We start from the raw sequence: 20,221 nt of genomic DNA, 5'->3' as shown, positions 1-20,221 counted from the left end.
CTTTTTACATTTTTATCTTAAATCGTTTTGAATGCTGCAAGCACCTTGAATGTATCTCTTTGCAAAACCTGGTTCAAAGCTATCTGAGATCATTCCCATATTATCTAACAGTCTGTATTTTGCATAAGATAGTGCCGTCTCAGTTGTAGCGATCTCTTTTAATGCAGAGTTATATTCATTTTCAGCATCAAGCAAGTTTATAAGATCACGACGACCAATTCTAAATTCATCCTGATAAGCATCAAGTGTAGCTTTAGCATATTCAACGTGTTGATTTAGATATCCCATTTTTTCTTGGTTAAGAACATAATTTTGCCATGAAAATTCCAAAGATTCTTTAAGCTCTCTTACAAGATTATCCAAAGTTTGTTGCTCTTGTTGAACGGCAAGTTGGCTTTTTTCTTTATCTAGTTTATCATTACCTTTATTGTAAAGGTTATAGTTTAGTCTTAAAAGTGCGTCAAATGTTTGTTCTTCATAATTGTCATATAAAACATTTGAATGATCATACGCACCAGATACAACAATATCTAGTTTTGGCAAGAATGGCGCATTTTTCTCTTTCACAACTGACTCTGCCATAGCAATATTTGATTTTTGAACCAAAAGTGACGGATTGCAAAGAATAGCTTTGTTGTAAACAGCTTCTTTCGTGCTAGGCAAAAGAAGGCTAAACTCAGGCATTACTAAATTTTTAGCTGCAACTTTTTTTCCATATAATTTCTCAAATGTAGAAAGTGCATCTTCATAGTTATTTTTAGCAGCTGTATAGTTTGATTGAGCTAGAGTATAGCGTGATCCAGCTTGTCTCTCTTCAGAAGCTACACCATAACCTGATCTTGCTCTATCTTTAATTTGGCTATAAATTTCCTCATGACTCTTTACGTTTTCTTCTTCAATGTCTAAAATTCTCTTAGTTTGAAGAACTTGCAAGTAAGCATTTGCAGCATTTAATGTAAGTCTGTCTGCAGCTTGTGCTACTGAATAAGCAGCTGAATCAAGCCTTGCACTTTGAGAATTTATTCTATTTTTATCAGCACCACCATTGTATAAATTTTCAACCAAGGTTAGAGATGTACCAGAAATTCTTCCATCTCCTCTTCTTGTAGAAACTCCATCATCAAGGCGTTTTTTCTCATATCCCACTCTAGCAGCAGCGTCAAGTGTTGGATAATAGGCATTTTTTGCTATTTTTAGATCTTTGCCAACTTGTAGATAGTTAAATTCTGTAGCTTTTAAACTTGGATTTTCATTTAAAATAGTCTTTATAACTTGATCTAAAGTCAAAACTCCATCATCAACTTGTGCTACTGGTTTTACTTCAGTTGATATAGCTTGTTCTATATTAGATTTTTTTGTTACTTGAGCATCAGCTACAGGTGCTTTTGCTCTCATTAAAGCATCCTTATAGCCTGATTCGTTTTGAACTTTAACTAATAGACTATTAGCTTCATCCTCAGAGACTGGAGCCGTGTCGACATATAAAAATTTTCGTCCATCAACCTCATAGATACCTGTAGTCAGCCTGCTGTCAGAAATTTTACTATTAACTTTATTAATAGCACTATCGATTCTAGCTTGGCTGTCGCTTTGTGCAAATGAAGCTAGAAAAATCCTATAAGGAACATCTTGAGCTGACAGTACAGTTGCTGCCAAAGCACTAATTGCCAATATCTTTTTCATAACTGAGATCCTTTTATCTTATTACCTTATTTTATTACTAAGTCTTTACTTAAATTTTGACACGAATTATACATCAAGAAATATTAAATGTATTTTAAATATATTATGACAAAAAAATAATTTTTATATAGTTTTAGAAAAACGTCTTAAATTCTCGGGAATTTTCTTTAGATATTCATCAAAACACATTGCAATATTTCGTATTATCAGTGTTCCAGTTTCATTTACGCTGATTTTATCTGCTGTAACATTGACAAATTCGCTTAAATTTTTAAGCTCCTCAAGCTCATCCTTAAAGTGTTCAAAGAAATTTATATGAAATTCATTCTCGATAGCTTTGATATCAAGCCCAAAATTACTCATTAAGTTCATAATCACACTTTTTCTAAGCAAATCTTCATCACTTAGATAAATTCCCTTTGCATATGGCAACTTTCCACTATCGATCGCCTTTTCATACTCGTCCATATCTTTATGATTTTGTGCGTAGTGCCTTTTGCACTCACCGATACTTGTCACGCCTATACCAATAAGATCAGCGCCACCCTTTGTCGTATAACCCTGAAAATTTCTATGCAAAGTACCATTTGCCAGAGCACCAAAAAGCTCATCATTTGGCTTTGCAAAGTGATCCATTCCTATCATTTTATAGCCATTTTTGGTTAAAAACTCAGCTGTAAATTTTAAAATTTCAAGCTTCACTTCTGGATTTGGCAAAGTTGTCTCATCAAATTTACGCATTGATTTTTTTATCCATGGCACATGAGCGTAGTTAAATACCGCAAGCCTATCAGGATCAAGTGTGAGGGCTAGCTCAAGCGTCTTTTTAAAACTCTCTAGGCTTTGATACGGCAGGCCATAGATCAGGTCCATATTGATTGATTTTATGCCCTTTTGCCTAGCCATTTTTACGGCATTTTGAGTGATCTCATAGGGCTGAATTCTATGAATTTCTTTTTGCACCTTTTCATCAAAGTCTTGCACGCCGTAGCTTATGCGGTTAAAGCCATGAGATATGAGCACGTCAAGCTGCTCATTTGTCAAAAATCTCGGATCTATCTCACAACTTATCTCAGCCTCTTTTGAGAAATTTTTAAATTTAGCTTTGATAAGTTTGATGATCTCATCAAGCTGCGCGGCGTTATAAAATGTCGGAGTACCGCCACCAAAGTGCATCTGTAAGACCTCGGCGCTAGTGTCCAGGTGGTGAGTTAAAATTTCAAGCTCTTTTTCTATATATCTTATATATTTTTCTTTGCGGTCCTCTTTGCTCGTGTAAATGACATTACAGCCACAAAAATAACAAGCGCTCCTGCAAAATGGCAGGTGCAAATAAAGCGAAAGCGGTCTTTTTTTATCGCGATTTTCAAGCTCTTTTACGTAAGCCTCATAGCTAAATTTATCACTAAACTCTGGTGCTGTCGGATAGCTAGTATATCTTGGACCTGGCCTTGAATACTTTACATAAGCACTAAAATCAATCATCTACCCTACTCCTTGCCATTTGAATCACCTCTTTTATGTCTACAAATAAATTTGGATGCTCTTTTTTGATATTTTTTACTAGTTTGTCAAGATCAATATTAAATTGCCTACTTTTTTTATCGCTTGCGATCTTTTTTATCTCATCCATAGCAACTACCCAAACATCACTAAAATCAACCGGTATATTTTGCCAGATCGTCTTTTCAAGCCTTAGATCAAAATTTTCTTTTTGCGACTCTTTTAAGGCCTCGATTAAAGCCGAAAGCGATTTTACAGAGATTACCGTGTGTAAATTTTGATTTTCATCAATACCAAACCACGGCTCTTTTGAGTCCCAAGAGCCACTTTTTAAATTTAAAATATGCTCATTTGGATTTTTGGTTGAAACTATCTCAAAGATCGTTTTTTCAGGGCTACTCAGCCCAAGGTTATTGCCAATCTCATCTATCTCATCATATATATTTTTCTCTTTGCTCATCTTCTTCTCTCATCAAGCCAGACCATCACGCCTTTTTGGGCATGAAGTCTGTTTTCAGCCTCGCTAAAAATTTCATCTGCGTGCTTCTCAAAAACTGTCTCGCTCACCTCATAGCCTCTATAAGCTGGTAGGCAGTGCAAAAATATCGCATCTTTTTTAGCTAAACTCATCAAATTTTCATCCACGCAGTATCCAGCAAAGTCTTTTAGTCTCTTCTCTTTCTCGGCTTCTTGCCCCATCGATACCCAAGTATCCGTAGTCACTACATCGGCACCATTTACCGCTTCTTTTATATCATTTGTGATAAAAATTTTCGCACCTGAAATTTTTGCGTTTTCATTAGCTATCTTTAAAATTTCAGCGTCCACCTCGTAGCCTTTTGGTGTGGCGACTCTTAGCTCAAGACCTAGCTTGCTTGCTAGCATGAGCCACGAGTGAGTCATATTATTGCCGTCCCCTACGTATGCGACCTTCTCGCCTGCGCTAAATTCAAGCATCGTAAGATAATCCGCCATGAGCTGCACTGGGTGAAATTTATCACTTAAGCCATTTATCACTGGCACGCTTGAAAATTTAGCAAATTCTTCTAGCGTTTCATGCTTATCAACCCTTAGCATAGCCATGTCACACATCCTGCTTATCACTCTAGCGGTGTCACGGATTGGCTCGCCGCGACCTATTTGTATATCATTTTTACTTAAAAATAGCGCATATCCGCCAAGCTCATGCATACCCACATCAAAGCTCACTCTAGTTCTAGTTGAGCTTTTTTCAAATATCATCGCAAGCTTTTGGTCTTTAAGATATGGCTTAAATTCTCTAGCCTTCGCCTCTTTTTTGATCTTGCGGGCTAAATTTATCATCTGCTCGATTTCATCTTTGCTAAAGTCATTTAGCGTCAAAAAATGTCTCATCTTAGCCCCTTAAAATTTTGGCTGCTTCTTTTGCGTGATAGGTGATGATCAAATTTGCCCCTGCTCTTTTAAAGCCGATCAAAGTCTCCATCATGACGCGCTCGTAGTCGATGATGCCAGCTTTTGCGCCAGCTTTTAGTAGTGCATACTCGCCGCTTACGTTATAGACGCAAAGTGGCAGAAGTGTTAAATTTCTAAGCTCTCTAACGACGTCAAGATAGGCGAGCGCTGGCTTTACCATCAAGATATCAGCGCCTTGCGCCTCGTCCTGCAAGCTCTCGTTGATCGCCTCTAGGCGGTTTGCGCTGTCCATTTGGTAACTCTTTCTATCGCCAAAGCTTGGTGCGCTTTGCGCTACGTCACGAAATGGCCCGTAGTATGCTGAGGCAAATTTAGTCGAGTAAGCCATCACTGGTAAATTTTCAAAGCCATTGATATCAAGTGTCTCTCTTAGCGTTGCAATGATGCCGTCCATCATACCGCTTGGCGCGATCATATCAGAGCCATTTTGAGCGTGTATCAAAGCTTGTTTAGCTGAAATTTCAAGCGTTGTGTCGTTGTCGATGGTGTTATGTACGTGATCGATTATGCCGCAGTGGCCGTGGTCTGTGTATTCGCAAAAACAAAGATCAGTAACGACTACTAAATTTGGGAATTTATCTTTTATGGCTCTAAGCGCGGTTGCGATGATGCCGTTGTTACTTAGTGCATCGCTACCAACGCTATCTTTTAGGCTTGGTATGCCAAATAAAATGATCGATTTTATGCCTAAATTTACTATCTCTTCGCACTCTTTTAAAATTTCATCGATACTCATTTGATAGACGCCTGGCATCGAGGCGATCTCGTTTTTAACGCCCTTGCCCTCAACTACAAAGAGCGGATAGATGAAGTCATTTACGCTAAGGCTAGTCTCTCTTACCATGTCTCTTAAAGCTGGATTTATTCTTAATCTTCTAAAACGTTTAAACATATTTTTGCCTTTTCTTTGTTAAAATGCGTGATTTTTAGCTAGTTTAGCACAGTTGGAGTAAATTTAAAATGAAAATAGAAATTTCAAACGCCGCAAATCTACCCTCAAGATTTGGCACTTATAAGGTTCAAGCCTTCAAAGAAGGGGCAAAAGAGCACCTCGTGATCTACAAAGAGCCTCTAAGTGAAGTGATAAATCTTAGAATTCACTCCGAGTGCCTAACTGGCGATGCGATCGGTAGCCTAAAGTGCGACTGCCGCGACCAGCTCGAAGCAAGCCTAAAATATATCGAAGAAAATGGCGGCATGGTCATCTACCTGCGTCAAGAGGGCAGAAATATCGGGCTTTTAAACAAGATAAATGCCTACAACCTCCAAGACAAGGGCTTTGACACCATTGAGGCTAATCACCAGCTGGGTTTTAAGGCTGATGAGAGGACTTATGAAGTGGTTGATTTTATCCTAAATCACTACGGCATAAAAGAGGTAAATTTACTCACAAATAACCCATTAAAACTTCACGGACTAAGCTCAGTAAAGATCGTAAAACGCGTGCCTATCGTCATCAAACCAAACAAATTTAACGAAGGCTACTTGAAGGTCAAAAAAGAGCAAATGGGACACATATTAGATGAAAAATGAACTTTGCTTGCCAGCTGAATTTAGTGAAAAGGTAAAGGCTTACGCTCAAATTTTTGCTAAATTTAACAAGGTTCATAGCTTAAGCAACTATAAAGACATAAGCGAGCAGGTGCTTGATAGCATTAGGCCGCTTGAAATTTTTGACCTAAGTGCCAAAACTGCGATCGATGTAGGTAGCGGAGCTGGCTTTCCGGCGATATTTTTAGCACTTGCGATGCCGCAAACAAAGTGGCACCTTTTTGAGCCGATAGCCAAAAAGTCATCATTTCTAAGCTACGCTAAGATCGAGCTTGGCTTGCAAAATTTAGAAGTTCATAGCCAAAAGATCGAGCTTGCAGATAAATTTACGGCTGATCTCGTCACCTCAAGGGCACTTAGCAAGACAAAAGAGCTTATAAAAATTTGCGATGGTTTTTATGATGAAAACACCAAATTTCTCATCTATAAAGGCTCTAGTGTCATGGATGAAATTTCAGGCATAGACGCGCAAATTTATAATGAAAAAAATAGAAACTACATATATTTTAATCTCAAAAACCAAGGGGAGATACGTTGAAATACTTGCTTTTTGTAGCGATTTTGGTTGCGATTTACATTATATTTTTTAAAAATAGAAAAAATAGCGACAAGATAAGCACCAGCAACTTCGAAGAGTGCAGCAAATGCGGTGTCTTTAGCGACATCGATCAAATGGTGCTAAGGGACGGAAAATACATCTGTAAAGAGTGCATAAAGGATGAGAGATGAAAATTTTAGGTGATGAGCTGATTAAATTTGAGCCACTATTTCTTTGCAAAAGTGAATATGAAATTTCAAACGGCAGGCAAAATCTCTTTAAATTTGATAGAAATTTCATAAAAAGGGCGCTAGAAGCTGAGGCAAGCTTTAGCATTTTTGTGACGAATGTAAATGAAGCCATTATCGCAAACGCGGCTGGAGCAAAATTTATTATTGCAGATATTGACATTGCAAAAGATCTAGCAAAGATAGCTGAGAGCTATTTATTTGATGCACTTATAGCTGTTTTGGTAAAAGATGAAAGCGAGCTAACACAGCTTGCAAAATTTAACATTGACGCCGCGATCTTGCCAAACGCTATAAAAGAATAAGGACAAAAATGGAAATTTTTAAAACTGCTTTTTTAATGGTTACTTTAATGCTAATTTTTATCGCTGTTGGCGGATATATTGGAGGCGAGCATGGCATGATGATCGCCTTTTTGATAGCGGCTGGCACAAATATCTTTTCATATTTTTTTAGTGATACTCTGGTGCTTAAAAGATATAACGCTATCCTAGTTGATGAGAGTAGCGCTCACGGGCTTTACGAGATCGTGTCTCGTCTCACACAAAAGGCAAATTTGCCTATGCCAAAAATTTACATCATCCCTGAAGAAGTGCCAAATGCCTTTGCCACAGGCCGCAACCCAAGCCACGCAGCTGTCGCGGTAACCGAGGGGCTTTTAAAAATTTTAAATGAAAACGAGATCGAGGGCGTGCTAGCTCACGAGCTAAGCCACGTAAGACACTACGACATCCTAACTGGCTCAATCGCTGCCATACTAGCTGGTGCTATCGCAATGCTTGCAAATTTTGCTAAGGTTGGTGGTATTGCTGGGCAAAGCAGCGGTTCAAGAAGAGGTGGCAGTAATGCCATCGTTATGCTAGCACTTGCTATACTCATGCCAATAGCTGCCACAATCATACAAATGGCGATCTCAAGAGAGCGCGAGTATAAGGCGGACAAGGGCGCAGCCTACCTAACAGGACATCCAGAGTGGCTTGCAAGTGCTTTAAGAAAGCTTGAGAGCTACTCAAATTCTTACATTATGCAAAATGCAAGCGAACAAAGTGCTCATATGTTTATCGTAAATCCATTTGGCTCACTAACTAACAAGCTTGGCGTACTTTTTAGAACGCATCCAAGCACTAGCGATAGGATTGCTGAGCTTGAAAAACTTGAACAAGAGATAAAAAGAGGCATGTAAGAAATTTAGCCCTTATTAAAATTTGGGCTAAATTTCTTCTTTCTGCTATATTTTTTTGGCTTTAAATATAGACATTTGCAAGAAATTTTAAATTTTATGAGCGAGCAGTTTCGGATCTAAAATTTGAGCCAAGCGGTGGGCAAAATCAAATTTTAGTAGTCGATTCTTGCAAGTAAATAAAATTTTAAAATTTACAAAAATATCAAATTTACAACCAAAAAACCGAAATTTAACTCCAAATTTCACTGCAATTTCTTGCAGTCACGATCTTCTATAGTGTACTCAAAGATCAGCTCACCATTTTCTGAATAAAAAAGCTCATCCAAGGTGACACCGATGCTTAGCATATTTAAGATCTCTTTATCTTTGCAAGCAGTTCGCAAATTCTCTTTTTTGATAGCTTCGATAAATTCTAAAAGCTCTTTCTCCTCAAGCCTTCTGATCTCTTGCTTTCTTGCGTGTTTGATGGCATATCTATAAACGAGCGTATCGCCGACATTTAAGATATCATTAAGTGTCAGTGTTGGCGTGCAGATGAATGGGAGCTTTTTTTTGTAGTAAGTTGCGTGATTTTTCGCTGCTATATCTGGTGTAAGAGCCAGGGCAAGCGAGTAAAAAAATAGTAAAAAAAGGACTACTCGCAACTGCTTTTATCCAAATTTATATCAAAAAAATGCCTACCTTCAAAGCCGTAACTACCACTTAGTGTGATGCCACGATTTAGCACAGCTCTAGCCATACCTGAGTTACAAAGCACATCTTTTCCATTTTTATAAAACTCATCTTTTAAAGCTAAAATTTGAGCCTTGTTGTAGCCTTTTAGCTTCTTTGTCTTAGTCTCGTTTAAGACAAACTCGCCATGTATGTTTAGCCCGCTGCTACTCACATCTTTTAGCGTAATCATCTCATCGACTCTGCTTGGTAAATTTGGCTTTGCAGTTTGGACGACAAAAGCTGGGATCTGCTTAGTATCAAGCTGATTTAGTATCTGCTCATAAATCTTAAACTCGCTCTCTTGTACGCCAAAAGCAAGACTAGCAAGAGCTAATAAAACAATCTTTTTCATATATTGCCTTTATATAAATTTCCTAGTGATATTTGGCGAGAGCTTTACTAAAATATCATAACTTATCGTATCAAAAAATTTTGCCCAAATATTTGCATCCTCAAAGACACAGACCCACTCGCCGCTATCTTTACAACTAAAGCTATCCATAGAAATTTTGCCCAGTATTGGCTCGTTATTGGCAAGTCTTAGCTCACCACAGCCATTGTATCTTAGCAATCCATCACCATATCCAAGATCATAAGTGGCTACACTTATATCTTCTTTTGCACTAAATTTAGCACCATATCCAACACTTTGACCACTTTTTAAAATACGCTTGCTAACTCTTCTTGCCCATAGTGAAAGTACTGGCTTTAAGTCCAAACTATCACCAAACTGAGCGTATCCATACTGAGCGATGCCAACACGCACCATATCATCATCGATTTTGCTTGCTCTTTCAAGCGCAGCTGAGTTGTGAGAGTGAAAGATCGGTTTTTTTATACCAAACTCATCGCAAAGAGCCAAAATTTTCTCTTTTGCAGCCCTAAAATTTTCCCTTTGCACAAAATAATCAGCATTTAGCTCATCACTTGCACGAAAATGCGTATAAGCTCCAAGAAGCTCTAAATTCCTTCTTGTTAAAATTTCAAACGCATAATCAAGCTCGCTTATATCAAGCCCATTTCTATGCATACCAGTGTCAATTGCAAGGTTGATTTTTGAGCCATCTTTTATCTTTAGAAGTGCCTCTATATCATTTATCGCATAGATAAATTTACTACTTTCATTTCCGGTTGGGATATGTGAGAGAATGAGAATATTTTCAAATATGTCAGAAATTTCATCTGCTTCAAACTCACTTTTTACAGCACAAATTTCTATGCCAAATTTTTTAGCTTCATTTGCAATAAGCCTTGCGCCATGGCCATAAGCATTGTCTTTTAATACAACTATTACTTTCTCTTTGCCACCAGCTTTAGCACAAATTTGAGTGAGGTTATGAATATATGAAGCTTTATTCAGACGTATTTCAGACATTAAAATTCACATTAAAAGCAGTATAAACATCCGGTAAAAGTTTTCTTACGTTGTAATCAAATGCATAAAATTTAGCGTAAATTTCTTTCAGATCAGCCTCTTTTACTTTGCTAAAATCAAAAACATCAGTACCATCTTTCTTTGGAACTTGGCGGTCAAGCTCAGCAAAAAAAGCAGCTCTTGCCTCTAAAATTTTTTCGATTTTTTCTTTTACTTCTTGAGATTTTTCCACTTTTACTCCTCTATAAAAATTTTCATATCATCGTTATAAAGCTTCACATAAAGCGTCTTTTGACCAGCAAATTTATGTGTATCTGAAACATAATCCTCATAAAAACTCACACGAAAAAGCCTATCGTTTTTAAGATTTGGATAAGGCGTGATGAGAAAATTTGAAAAACTAATGCGTTTTTTCTCTTTTTTAGAAAAAATAGCCCGCTTCATACTTTTAAATTTTTCCAAGCTCATACCATCGTATCGCTCAAAGTTTTTATCGTAAAATTTAAGATAGTTTTCAATGTCGCTCTCACTCCAGGTTTTTTTCCAGCCCAAAAGTCCAGAAATGATCACTGCAATATCTTTTGCACTAGCTTCTGGACGCTTATCTTCGTAGATAAATGCAAGTGTTTTTTTGTGATCCACAACATCATCAAATTTCATCAAAGTATCGTTTTGCATAGCCACGCAGCCTTTGGTCTTTAGCTCATCTGTCCTTTGACCATCAAGCGGATAGCCGTGTATCCAAATGCCACCACCATTTCGCTTTGCAAGCTTATCAAGCAAATTTGGATATGAAAGCGAAAATGCAAGTGGACCAAGATATCTATCATTTGGCGTAAATCTACGTGTAAGCTGATACACTCCAACCGGTGTTTTTAGATCGCCTTCAAGAAGCTTATCACCATTTTTGCCAACTATAACGCTTGAGCTAAAAAGCTTTTTTGTAATACCGCCATCATAAGAGATCACTTCAAGCTTCTTTTTAGTTTTATCAACTACACTTAGAAGTATCTCATTGTCATAATATCCATATCTTACATCCTTGCCCTCAAGCTTTTTTAGCCAGTAATCCTTACTTAAAATATTTTTTTCGATGGCATCAATAACAGCAGCTGAGCCACTTTTTAAGTAAATTTCTTCGTAATTTTGGGCAAAAAGACAAGGCGATAACGCGATGAAGAAAAATATAATTTTTTTCAAGTGAAATATCCCAAAAAGTAAAATTTAGTCCGTAATTATATCCTAAAAAATTTATATTTTTAGATTTTAAAGGTAAATTAAGTAGTTCTAAATGTATAATGTGAAAACCATTATTAATTTTATCACAAAGGAAAAATATGAAAAAAATCGTTTTTGGTGCGATGCTTGCAGCTTCTGCTCTTATGGCGGCTGATATCAGCCTAGAAAATGTTAGAGCTAGAGATACAAAACCTGGCACAAACAACAGTGCAATTTTTATGGATATAAAAAATGCTTCAAATTCTGATGTAAAGCTCATCGGTGCTCATTCAAGCGTTTGCAAAAGTACAGAAATTCATACACACAAAATGAATGATGGCATGATGGCTATGGTTCAAATCGAAGATGCAGTGATCCCAAAAAATGGCGAAACAAAACTAGCTCCTGGTGGTCTACACATTATGCTTATGGATCTAAATAAACCATTAAAAGATGGTGATAAAGTTGATTTAGAGCTAAAATTTAGCAATGGCGAGAGCATAAAGCTTGATAATATCGGAGTAACTAAAAACTTTAAATAATGAAAAAAATCATAATTATTTTTTCATTTATCTTTATTGTTTTAGGTGCTTTTTCGATAGGCTATAAGCTTATGACAACGAGCAAAGAAGATCCACCTGAATTTGCCGATGTAAACACATCGCTAGATCCTTTAAAATGTGATCTAAACAATAAATCTTGCGAGATGGAATTTAAAGGCGTAAAGCTAAAAATAGATATCTCGCCAAGACCTATTTATGCTATGAGGCCTTTTAGCTTTAAAATCATTAATGGTAAAAATTTAGGGCTAAAAAATCCAAGTCTTGAAATAGACGGCATAAATATGAATATGGGATCAATCAAAGCAAGACTTGAGCCAAGAGGCGATAACTTAACTGCTCAAGTAGTGCTAAGTGCTTGCGTTGTCGAGCTTATGAGATATCGATTTAAAGTGCTTGATGACGAAAAAGAAACTGGTTTTTTTGTAGATCTTGATCTAAAATTATAGAGGGTAACGATGAAAAAGGCATTTTGGGGCTTAATAATAATCTTAATTTGTATAGGTGTTGCACTTTTGCTAATAAAGCCAAACAAATATGATTTTAAGGCACTTTCACAAAATGGTGAAGTAAGTCTTAAAAATTATGACGGAAAGTACAAAGTTATATATTTTGGTTATCTTTTTTGCCCCGATGTCTGCCCTACTGCGCTCTCTTTGATTGGCGATGAGCTAAATAAACTAAAAAGAGATGACTTTGAGCTACTTTTTATTACGCTTGATCCTGAACGCGATACTCCTGAAAATTTAACTCTAATGGCAAAAAATTTCTACAAAGATGCTGATGGATTAAAACTAAATGCCTTAAAAGAAGTGGCAAAAACCTATGGTGTAAAATTTCAAAAAGTCCGTCTTGAAAACTCAGCCATGGGCTACTCTGTTGCTCACAGCTCTTCAATATATTTAATAGACAAAAAAGGAAATTTTTATAAAGAAATTTCAAATCTAACAAATGAAAACATTGGAGAAAATTTATTAAATTTGATCAAAGATAGACCTTAGGCTATAAATTTATTAAGCCAAAACTGGCCTGCTAAAATTCTTTATATAAGCATCATCTCAAGATATTCTAAGCTAAAATTTAATTCACTTGCTATAATTTTGATTTTAATGCTTGCTGGGTAATTTTCCACCCGAAATCTATTAACTCTTGAACATAAATTTAATCTACAAGCCAAACAAAGTTGATTAAATATAAGTAGTACTAGCAACGAATTTATTAAGAAGGTCTATATGAAGGATAGGCTTTTGTACTATAAATTTTTAATTATGATGCAAAAGCCAGAAATTTAGTTTTACTATTTCACTCTATGATGCACGCTGCCGCCATAAGTAATATCCTCAGCTTTTACCTCATCACTTGTCAAAATTTCACTTATCTTGCCATTTTCTTCTAGCTTTTTCCTATTTTCTTCAGCATCTTCTTGATAGCTATAAACCATCGCAACACTCACTACTCCACTGATAGCTTCTATCCTTTTAAAATTTTTTATCTCATCTTCAATACTATCTGAGCTAACTACCACTACTATTCTATCGTCTGCGTCGGTTATTATTTCACACTCTTTTAGCTTTTTTATCTCATTTTTTACACTTTCATTTTTATTGTCCGTATAAACTATTAAACTTGAAATATTCATTTAATTCTCCAAAACAAAATTTTATTCTCATAGGCTGAAGTTACGACTTCATTGTCGCTTATAAAAACTATGCTATTTATCGTACTTTGCCTGGTTTTTAGCATTGCAATATTTTCTAAGCTTTTGCTATCAACTAAATTTACATCACTCATCTCATCACTCATATAGGCCGCTACTCTACCATCATCGCTAAGGCCGACGCCATAGACCAAAAAGCCGGTATTTATCTTTTTTAGGCTTCCAGCTGAGAATATCCCCACGATCCTGTCGGTACCTCCACTGATCATGACACCATTTTTATATGAGATGTCATAGATATTGTCTGTATGAATGTCTAAAATTTGATCCATTTTTTTAGCTTTTATATTATAAAAGTAGACCTTCCCACTCTCGCAAGCGATAGCTAGCCTGCTTCTGTCTTCATTTATCTCCATATCTGAAAGCATCGCGATTGAAATTTTAAAGCTATCATAAATTTCGCCATTTTTTAGGTTTAAAAAGTAAATTTCATTGCTAATTGAAGCAAGCGCAACATGCTCATTATCTAAAAACAATGCCTTTTTTATCGCTTGATTATCCATTTTTATGCTTCTCATCTGTCCATTTTCTCTTAGATGAAGTACCTTTGTAGCGTAATCACCTTCGCTAAGTATAAGAGTTTTGCCATCAATTTCATCAATACTTAAAATTTTTGGTCTTTCGTGATCACTAACGTAGGTTTTTATATCATCCATTTTGATGATCTCTTCAAATTTAGACTCTTTAGGATCATAAATTTCAACCGTCCCTCCATCAGTCGCGATAAAGAGTTTGCCATTTATTAGCGTTGTGCTTAGCACATTTGCACTAGCCTCTATTTGCTTATATGGAGTGGTGATCTCGCTTGCAAAGATAAAATTTAATAGACAAAAAATAAAAAACAAAGCTCTCATAAGGCCTCCATTTGAAGTGAATTTTTAAAGCAAACATCAAAGCACTCGCCGCAACTTACGCAGTTTTGATTAACAATAGGACGAAAAACGCCAAGAAATTCGACTGCTTTAAATTTGCAAGCATCAAGGCAGTTGTAGCAGATCGTATCGTTCCACGCTAGACAGCTAGAAACATCGATGCTAACTTTTGCATTTATACTCTTTGGTGAGCTTAGGCTTAATGTCTTCTTACCAAGACTCTCACAAGCCTTTGCGCACTCTTCGCAAAAGTCACAGCCCAGCTTTTTAACTTTAAAAATTACTCTTTCATTTTCAAAGCTAAGAAGCTCTTTTTCACAAGCATTTACGCAGATAGCATCGCATCTATCGCAGTCAAACTCTCCGCTAAAAAAAGGCGGAGTTATAAATTTGGGAGCAGATTTTGCCCCCAAAATTTTACTAAAAAGCTCTCGCCTGCTTTGCATTATTTAACACCATCGTTTAAAACATCTAGCAAGTTTGACTTATGTGAACCGTTTTTATCTCTAAAATCAGGCTTAAATTTATTACCAACTAGCTGAGTTAAGCCAGTTTGTTGCTCAACGTGGCATGTTGTGCAGTTATATCTTTCATCATCAAGCTTGCCTGCAAGATCTTTTTTGTTTCTAATATCATAAAAGTGAGATGATGGTATCGGTGTTGCTCCACTATCTTTTGCAAACTCTGGCATATGGCAGGTTACACACATATTCATATCTTTTGTGATAGGCACTAAACCCTCAGTATCGTGTGGGATAAATGGCGGTGCATTTTCAAAAGACCTATCAAATTTCTTTGACATACCAGCTGGCTCTTTTGTGTAGTTCACATCTTTTAATACAACGTCTTTATCGTCTAGCAAATCGATATTTCTAAGGCCGATTTGCGAATCACTAATACTTGGATTATTAAAAGTACATGCCGCAAAAAACGCAGCACACAATCCTCCAAGCATCATTATTTTTATTTTCATTTTTCTCTCCTTAAATTTCTAATACTAAATTTCAAAGCCCCATCTCCACAGACATCAATGCACCTGCCACAGCTTATGCACTCGCTTGAGCTTACCGAGCGGCTCTCTTTACCGATCATGTCAAGCACTTGCATCTCTGGGCAAATAAGCTTGCATTTCATACATTTTGTACAAGCCTGGGCATCATGTTTTACTCTAATTAGGGCAAATTTTGAGATGATGGCATAAAAGGCACCAAGTGGACAAACGTGCGAGCAAATACCACGCTTTAACACAAACATATCAAAAGCAATGATCGCAACCGCTATGCCTAAAGCACTAGCTGAGCCGTAAATAACGCCACGCTGAATAATGCCAATATAGCTAACGCTCTCAAATACCGGATAAGACAAAGCAAGGCTTAATATAAGAGCAAGAGCCAGCAAGTAATAACGTAAATTTTTACTCACATTTAAGACTTTTTCACCCTTAAAGCCAAATTTTTCTCTTAGTTTAAAAGCGATATCGGTTAGTAAATTTATTGGGCATATCCACGAACAAAACACTCTTGGAGCAACTAGTGCGTAAAATGCAAAGATAATGCCAGCTCCAATAATTGCATTTATGCCGGCACTAAAGCTTGCAAGTAAAATTTGAACCAAAGCAAATGGATCACTTAGTGGAATTTTTCCAAAAAGCAAAGATGAGCTTAAATTTCCGCTAAGTATCTTAACTCCATAAAAATTTCCTAGGACAAATAGTGCTAGGATGGAAATTTGAGTTATTCGTCTTAAGATTAAAAATTTCATAGCTCACCACCATTTAGATAATCAGTCGCTTTTTTAATGTCAAGCTTTATTTTGCTGTCTGCATCATCTATACGTCTTTCATCTTCTTTTATCCAGCCTTTGACGTAGTTATCGCCTACTTTGCCAAGCACCGCATCGCGGTTTAATACGGTAATGGCTGCTTTCTTAGTGATACAGGCTCGCTCACATAGACCACATCCGGTGCAGATGTCGCTATCAACCACTGGAAGCAAAAAGGCATGCTTTTGTGTCCTTTCGTTACGGCGATACTCAAGATATAAGGCTTTATCCAAAAGAGGACAAGCCCTGTAGCAAGCATCGCACTGTATACCCCAGTGTGCCACGCAGTTTTTCATATCAACCACCGCAACGCCCATTTTGGCCTTATTTATGTCAAGCTTACCTTTTGTGCTTACTAAATTTACGTCCAAAGCTCCAGTCGGACAGGCTGGCACACAAGGGATATTTTCACACATATAGCAAGGAATTTTTCTAGGCTCGAAATAAGGCGTTCCAATGCTTATGCCATCTTCTAGCGATGAGAGCTTTAGCGTATCAAATGGACAAGCCTCTACGCAAAGCCCACACCTAATGCAGCTTTGTAAAAATTGCTTCTCTTCTTTTGCACCAGGAGGCCTAAGAAGCATAAGTGGCGAAGCCTTGGCACTAAGTGACCAAACAAAGCCTCCGCCAAGAGCCAAAAGCGCTACTTTTGCCCCAAATTTTAAAGCCTCTCGCCTACTTGAAAATCCCATATCGCTCACCTATGCTTTGTAAATTTTAACCGCACACTTTTTATAGTCTGTCTCTTTTGAGATCGGGCAAGTAGCATCAAGGCAGACTTTATTTATAAATACGTTTTCGTCAAAGAAAGGCACATAAACAAGACCTACTGGCGGCTTATTTCTACCTTTTAGATCTACTCTTGCTTTTACCTTGCCGCGGCGTGACTCGACCCAAACGATCTCATTTTGAAGCACGCCAAGTTTTTTAGCGTCATCTTCATGCATGTAGCAAAGTGCCTCTGGGACGGCTCTATAAAGCTCAGGAACACGCATAGTCATCGTGCCTGTATGCCAGTGCTCTAGGACACGGCCAGTACATAGCCAGAATGGATAATCTTTGCTTGGCATCTCGCATGGATCCATGTAAGGGCGGAAGAAAATTTTTGCTTTGTTTGCAAGAGATGTTTTATCTTTATTTGTAACGCCTTTTAGATCTCCTGTTGGAAGTGCTGCATTTTTGTTGCCATAGAATGCAAATTTCTCATTTGGAGCAGCTTTTTTAGCGTATGGATCAAATTTAGTATTAAATCTCCACTGAGTCTCTTTGCCATCAACTACTGGCCATCTAAGACCTCTTACTCTGTGGTAAGTGTCAAAGTCAGCTAGGTCGTGACCGTGTCCAACGCCAAATTTTCTATACTCTTCCCAAAGATATTTATGGACGAAAAATCCATATCCTTTAAATTCTTTACCATCTGAGCCGATCACCTTTCTGCTATCGCCAAATACTTCTGTATTGTCGTAGTTTTCTATGATCGGATCGTTTGCGCTAAATTTCTTAGCCTCTTCGTTTGCAAAAAGTACGTCAAATAGCGTATCTTCTTCGCTGTATCCCATAGCTTTTGCAGCATCTAGTACATTTGGAAGTGTAACTTTGTCATTTACTTTTTTCTCACCCCAAACATCTTTTAGCTTAAAGCGCTTACTAAACTCCATCATTTGCCAAATATCAGGCATCGCTTCACCAACAGGAAGTACTTGCTGTCTCCAGTGTTGCGTTCTTCTCTCAGCATTACCGTAAGCACCCCATTTTTCATAGATCATCGCAGTTGGAAGAATAAGGTCAGCTACTTTTGCAGAAATTCCTGGATAAGGATCACTTACGACGATGAAGTTATCCATCTCGCGAGCTGCTTTGATCCAGTGGTTTGCATTTGCAGTATTTTGCCATGGGTTATTTACCTGAACCCAGATAAATTTAACCTTGCCATCCTCAACGTCACGCATCATTTTTACGTAGTGAGAAGCGAGTACGCCACTTAGTGTTCCAGCAGGAAGTTTCCAAATTTTTTCAGTTATCTCTCTATGTTTTGGATTCTCAATAACCATATCAGCTGGCAAGCGGTGAACAAATGTTCCAACCTCTCTTGCAGTACCACATGCACTTGGTTGACCAGTTAAAGAAAATGCTCCTGAGCCTGGAAGTGCTTGCTTACCAAGTAAGAAATGCACCATATAAGCTTGCTCATTTACCCATGTACCACGTTGGTGTTGGTTAAAGCCCATCGTCCAGAAACTAACAACTTTGCGGTTTTTCTCGATGTAAAGATCAGCAAGTGCCTTTAGTTTTTTCTTAAATTCTTCTATATCTTCATTTGGATCGCCCTTTGCCACCTTTGCTGTAAAGTCAAGTGTGTAAGGTGCAAGAGCTTTTTTAAACTCTTCAAATGTTATTTGCCAATGTGCGCCAGATTTTGCAGCATTTTTATTTTCTAGCGTATCGCCAGCTTTTAGTCCAAGATATGCAAGCGTAACACCCTCAGCCTCGCTTAGCACCTTTGACTTCTCAGTAGCAGCAGTGTCTAGCTCGCTTGGAGCATATTTTTTATGATTAATGTCTGGACGAAGACCATATCCGATATCGGCTGGACCAGTTGTAAATACACAGTGTTTTTTAACAAATTCTTCATCGATCATCTCTGGGTGGTTATAAACTATCTCACGAGCGATGTAGTTCCAAATAGCTAGGTCAGATGACGGAGCAAAGATGATCTCGATGTCAGCTAAATTTGATGTTCTAGTTGAGTAAGTGCTTAAATTTACAACCTTTACCCTATCAGGATCGCTAAGCTTTCTATCGCTTACGCGTGCCCAAAGTATCGGGTGCATCTCAGCCATATTTGCGCCCCATGCCACGATAGTATCAGTTAGTTCGATATCATCAAAACAGCCTGATGGCTCGTCTATACCAAAAACTTGCATAAAGCCAACAACCGCGCTTGCCATGCAGTGTCTTGCGTTTGGATCGATGCTATTGCTTCTAAAGCCACCTTTTATAAGCTTAACAGCAGCGTAACCTTCTGGAATAGTATATTGACCAGAGCCTAGAACTCCGATGCCGTGAGGGCCTAGTTCATCATATGCTTTTCTAAACTGAGCCTCCATAACATCAAATGCTTGCTTCCAGCTTACTTGCTTAAATTTTCCTTTTTTATCGAATTCGCCTTTTTCATTTACACGCAAAAGCGGATGAGTGATCCTATCCTCGCCGTACATGATCTTAGCATTAAAATAGCCTTTAATGCAGTTTAGACCACGATTTACTGGTGCTTCTGGATCTCCTTTTACAGCTACTATCTTGCCCTCTTTTGTAGCGACCATGATGCCACAGCCTGTTCCACAAAACCTACAAGCGGCCTTATCCCAGCGCCAGCCTTTTTCGGCTTCGCTTGCTGCACTTAGCGAGCTTGGCACAGCTATACCAGCACTTGCGCAAGCAGCACTAGCCGCAGCACTTTTTATGAATTCTCGTCGATTCATTCTTTCTCCTTTAAAGATTTAAAACAAATTTAATTGATATTAACCTTGCAAAACTTATTTACAACTGATTTATATTTACAAAAATTTCAAAAAACTTAAGCTAAAAATGTAAATATTTTTCTACATAAAAATATTAATTTTGTCACAAAGCACGATTTTAAAAGAAAATCCTATTTAATAAAATTTAAAAATTTTAGAGTAGTTATCAAAAAGCTAAAGAAAACAAAGTAAAATTGTTTTTAAACACTTGAGTAAAAAAGTAACATAAAGTATTATTAAAAATTTTATCTCCTTACTG

Annotated in this window: 25 protein-coding genes; 8 read left to right on the top strand and 17 right to left on the bottom strand. The window is 37.4% G+C overall.

The genetic code is table 11. The features are described 5' to 3' along the window. Positions 1 to 12: 12 nt before the first annotated feature. The 5 genes from CYP51_RS05650 to hemB all read right to left on the bottom strand — a co-directional run bounded on the left by CYP51_RS05650 (position 13) and on the right by hemB (position 5,533). Entirely contained in the window at positions 13 to 1,683 is a 1,671-nt protein-coding gene (locus tag CYP51_RS05650) for a TolC family protein (RefSeq protein ID WP_103624711.1), read from the bottom strand. 123 nt (positions 1,684 to 1,806) lie between these two features. Next, a complete protein-coding gene (gene hemN, locus CYP51_RS05645; protein ID WP_103624710.1) occupies positions 1,807 to 3,168 on the bottom strand; it encodes an oxygen-independent coproporphyrinogen III oxidase in 1,362 nt (453 codons plus the stop codon). Then, positions 3,161 to 3,646: a DUF2603 domain-containing protein gene (locus CYP51_RS05640; RefSeq protein WP_103624709.1), complete on the bottom strand. Its 486-nt coding sequence runs from the start codon at positions 3,644 to 3,646 to the stop codon at positions 3,161 to 3,163. The genes hemN and CYP51_RS05640 overlap by 8 nt, the downstream gene beginning before the upstream one ends. Next, complete coding sequence (argF, locus tag CYP51_RS05635; protein ID WP_103624708.1) at positions 3,643 to 4,560, bottom strand: ornithine carbamoyltransferase; 918 nt, start codon at positions 4,558 to 4,560, stop codon at positions 3,643 to 3,645. Before argF ends, CYP51_RS05640 begins: the two co-directional genes overlap by 4 nt. A gap of 1 nt (position 4,561) precedes the next feature. Beyond that, entirely contained in the window at positions 4,562 to 5,533 is a 972-nt protein-coding gene (gene hemB, locus CYP51_RS05630) for a porphobilinogen synthase (RefSeq protein WP_103624707.1), read from the bottom strand. 68 nt (positions 5,534 to 5,601) lie between these two features. On the opposite strand from hemB, the gene ribA reads away from it, so the two are divergent. Genes ribA through htpX form a run of 5 tightly spaced genes read left to right on the top strand, consistent with a single transcriptional unit; the run spans position 5,602 to position 8,161 of the window. Further along, a complete protein-coding gene (gene ribA / locus CYP51_RS05625) occupies positions 5,602 to 6,174 on the top strand; it encodes a GTP cyclohydrolase II (protein WP_103624706.1) in 573 nt (190 codons plus the stop codon). Further along, positions 6,164 to 6,730: a 16S rRNA (guanine(527)-N(7))-methyltransferase RsmG gene (rsmG, locus tag CYP51_RS05620; RefSeq protein WP_103624705.1), complete on the top strand. Its 567-nt coding sequence runs from the start codon at positions 6,164 to 6,166 to the stop codon at positions 6,728 to 6,730. Before ribA ends, rsmG begins: the two co-directional genes overlap by 11 nt. Beyond that, a complete protein-coding gene (locus CYP51_RS05615; protein WP_103624704.1) occupies positions 6,727 to 6,921 on the top strand; it encodes a hypothetical protein in 195 nt (64 codons plus the stop codon). The genes rsmG and CYP51_RS05615 overlap by 4 nt, the downstream gene beginning before the upstream one ends. After that, positions 6,918 to 7,283, top strand: coding sequence for a hypothetical protein (locus tag CYP51_RS05610; RefSeq protein WP_103624703.1), 366 nt, complete (start codon positions 6,918 to 6,920; stop codon positions 7,281 to 7,283). The genes CYP51_RS05615 and CYP51_RS05610 overlap by 4 nt, the downstream gene beginning before the upstream one ends. A gap of 8 nt (positions 7,284 to 7,291) precedes the next feature. After that, entirely contained in the window at positions 7,292 to 8,161 is an 870-nt protein-coding gene (gene htpX / locus CYP51_RS05605) for a zinc metalloprotease HtpX (protein WP_103624702.1), read from the top strand. Between the two features lie 242 nt (positions 8,162 to 8,403). Here htpX and CYP51_RS05600 read toward each other — a convergent pair whose 3' ends face one another. From CYP51_RS05600 to CYP51_RS05580, 5 genes are read right to left on the bottom strand one after another with little or no spacing between them, the layout of a single operon-like run. Continuing rightward, complete coding sequence (locus tag CYP51_RS05600) at positions 8,404 to 8,805, bottom strand: flagellar protein FlaH (RefSeq protein ID WP_103624701.1); 402 nt, start codon at positions 8,803 to 8,805, stop codon at positions 8,404 to 8,406. After that, complete coding sequence (locus CYP51_RS05595; RefSeq protein ID WP_103624700.1) at positions 8,796 to 9,227, bottom strand: peptide deformylase; 432 nt, start codon at positions 9,225 to 9,227, stop codon at positions 8,796 to 8,798. Before CYP51_RS05595 ends, CYP51_RS05600 begins: the two co-directional genes overlap by 10 nt. A gap of 9 nt (positions 9,228 to 9,236) precedes the next feature. Continuing rightward, entirely contained in the window at positions 9,237 to 10,250 is a 1,014-nt protein-coding gene (locus tag CYP51_RS05590) for an alanine racemase (protein WP_103624699.1), read from the bottom strand. After that, the gene (gene cmeU, locus CYP51_RS05585) at positions 10,243 to 10,482 is read right to left on the bottom strand and encodes a CmeU family protein (protein ID WP_021091016.1); all 240 of its coding nucleotides are present in this window, start codon (positions 10,480 to 10,482) and stop codon (positions 10,243 to 10,245) included. The genes CYP51_RS05590 and cmeU overlap by 8 nt, the downstream gene beginning before the upstream one ends. A 2-nt stretch (positions 10,483 to 10,484) precedes the next feature. After that, entirely contained in the window at positions 10,485 to 11,450 is a 966-nt protein-coding gene (locus CYP51_RS05580) for a L,D-transpeptidase family protein (RefSeq protein ID WP_087578586.1), read from the bottom strand. 137 nt (positions 11,451 to 11,587) lie between these two features. On the opposite strand from CYP51_RS05580, the gene CYP51_RS05575 reads away from it, so the two are divergent. The 3 genes from CYP51_RS05575 to CYP51_RS05565 all read left to right on the top strand — a co-directional run bounded on the left by CYP51_RS05575 (position 11,588) and on the right by CYP51_RS05565 (position 13,029). Then, entirely contained in the window at positions 11,588 to 12,010 is a 423-nt protein-coding gene (locus CYP51_RS05575) for a copper chaperone PCu(A)C (RefSeq protein WP_072594846.1), read from the top strand. Positions 12,011 to 12,081: 71 nt separating this feature from the next. Beyond that, on the top strand, positions 12,082 to 12,477 hold the full coding sequence (locus CYP51_RS05570; RefSeq protein ID WP_021090968.1) for a hypothetical protein: 396 nt from the start codon (positions 12,082 to 12,084) through the stop codon (positions 12,475 to 12,477). 9 nt (positions 12,478 to 12,486) lie between these two features. Further along, positions 12,487 to 13,029 carry an SCO family protein gene (locus tag CYP51_RS05565; RefSeq protein WP_054196383.1) on the top strand — a complete coding sequence of 181 codons (543 nt, stop codon included), beginning with the start codon at positions 12,487 to 12,489 and terminating at the stop codon, positions 13,027 to 13,029. A 296-nt stretch (positions 13,030 to 13,325) separates the two neighbouring features. Here the strand turns inward: CYP51_RS05565 and CYP51_RS05560 are convergent, their stop codons facing one another. From CYP51_RS05560 to napA, 7 genes are read right to left on the bottom strand one after another with little or no spacing between them, the layout of a single operon-like run. After that, positions 13,326 to 13,667 carry a chaperone NapD gene (locus CYP51_RS05560; protein ID WP_103624698.1) on the bottom strand — a complete coding sequence of 114 codons (342 nt, stop codon included), beginning with the start codon at positions 13,665 to 13,667 and terminating at the stop codon, positions 13,326 to 13,328. Then, entirely contained in the window at positions 13,664 to 14,599 is a 936-nt protein-coding gene (locus tag CYP51_RS05555; protein ID WP_103624697.1) for a WD40 repeat domain-containing protein, read from the bottom strand. The genes CYP51_RS05560 and CYP51_RS05555 overlap by 4 nt, the downstream gene beginning before the upstream one ends. After that, positions 14,596 to 15,063, bottom strand: coding sequence for a hypothetical protein (locus CYP51_RS05550; RefSeq protein ID WP_021090640.1), 468 nt, complete (start codon positions 15,061 to 15,063; stop codon positions 14,596 to 14,598). The genes CYP51_RS05555 and CYP51_RS05550 overlap by 4 nt, the downstream gene beginning before the upstream one ends. Beyond that, positions 15,063 to 15,590, bottom strand: coding sequence for a nitrate reductase cytochrome c-type subunit (locus CYP51_RS05545; RefSeq protein ID WP_103624696.1), 528 nt, complete (start codon positions 15,588 to 15,590; stop codon positions 15,063 to 15,065). Before CYP51_RS05545 ends, CYP51_RS05550 begins: the two co-directional genes overlap by 1 nt. After that, a complete protein-coding gene (gene napH / locus CYP51_RS05540) occupies positions 15,587 to 16,378 on the bottom strand; it encodes a quinol dehydrogenase ferredoxin subunit NapH (protein WP_103624695.1) in 792 nt (263 codons plus the stop codon). The genes CYP51_RS05545 and napH overlap by 4 nt, the downstream gene beginning before the upstream one ends. Next, positions 16,375 to 17,133 carry a ferredoxin-type protein NapG gene (napG, locus tag CYP51_RS05535; RefSeq protein WP_087577164.1) on the bottom strand — a complete coding sequence of 253 codons (759 nt, stop codon included), beginning with the start codon at positions 17,131 to 17,133 and terminating at the stop codon, positions 16,375 to 16,377. Before napG ends, napH begins: the two co-directional genes overlap by 4 nt. Positions 17,134 to 17,142: 9 nt before the next feature. Further along, positions 17,143 to 19,923, bottom strand: coding sequence for a nitrate reductase catalytic subunit NapA (gene napA, locus CYP51_RS05530; RefSeq protein ID WP_103624694.1), 2,781 nt, complete (start codon positions 19,921 to 19,923; stop codon positions 17,143 to 17,145). Positions 19,924 to 20,221: the final 298 nt, after the last annotated feature.

Origin of the sequence: Campylobacter concisus (assembly GCF_002912895.1) — a bacterium.
GTDB lineage: Bacteria > Campylobacterota > Campylobacteria > Campylobacterales > Campylobacteraceae > Campylobacter_A > Campylobacter_A concisus_G.
This window is presented reverse-complemented; position numbering and strand designations above follow the sequence as displayed.